Origin of the sequence: Novosphingobium sp. ZW T3_23 (assembly GCF_044987305.1) — a bacterium.
Lineage (GTDB): Bacteria > Pseudomonadota > Alphaproteobacteria > Sphingomonadales > Sphingomonadaceae > Novosphingobium.
The window spans coordinates 1-523 of sequence record NZ_JBJDRF010000162.1 but is presented as its reverse complement, the minus strand read 5'-3'; the positions used below and the strand labels follow the sequence as shown (position 1 = coordinate 523).

At 61.6% G+C, this 523-nt stretch carries 1 pseudogene; it reads right to left on the bottom strand.

Annotation, left to right across the window (positions count from 1 at the left end):
• Positions 1–523 (bottom strand): annotated as a pseudogene (locus tag ACI3K3_RS25825) (IS5 family transposase); the annotation flags it as partial.

Sequence of the window (523 nt, the reverse complement as noted above, 5' to 3'; positions counted from 1 at the left end):
CTAGGCGACCGACTCATTATGTCGCAGCCAAATTCGGATGGATGCGAGTTGGACTGAGGCGAGGAAGTTCTCGTCTCGCTTGTCATAGCGGGTGGCGACTGCGCGGAACTGTTTGAGTTTGCTGAAGAAGCGTTCGACGAGATTGCGATAGCGATAGAGGAATGCGCTGAAGACGGGGCGGCGCTTGCGATTTGGCATGGGTTTGATGTTGGCCCAGACGCCGCGGGCGGCCATCTCGCCTCGGAGCGCGTCACTGTCGTAGGCGCGGTCGGCGAGGAGCACGTCCCCGTCGCTCAGAGTGTCGAACATGTCGGCAGCGCTGCGGCCATCATGCGCCTGACCGGCCGTGAGTTTGAGCGCGATGGGCAAGCCACTGGCATCGACCAGCGCATGGATCTTGGTCGTCAGGCCGCCGCGCGAACGGCCCATGCAACCGGGTCCCCTTTTTTATCGCCATTGGCGCCATGCTGGTGAACCCGGATCGAAGAACTGTCGATCATCTGCACGTCACCCTCGTAAGCCG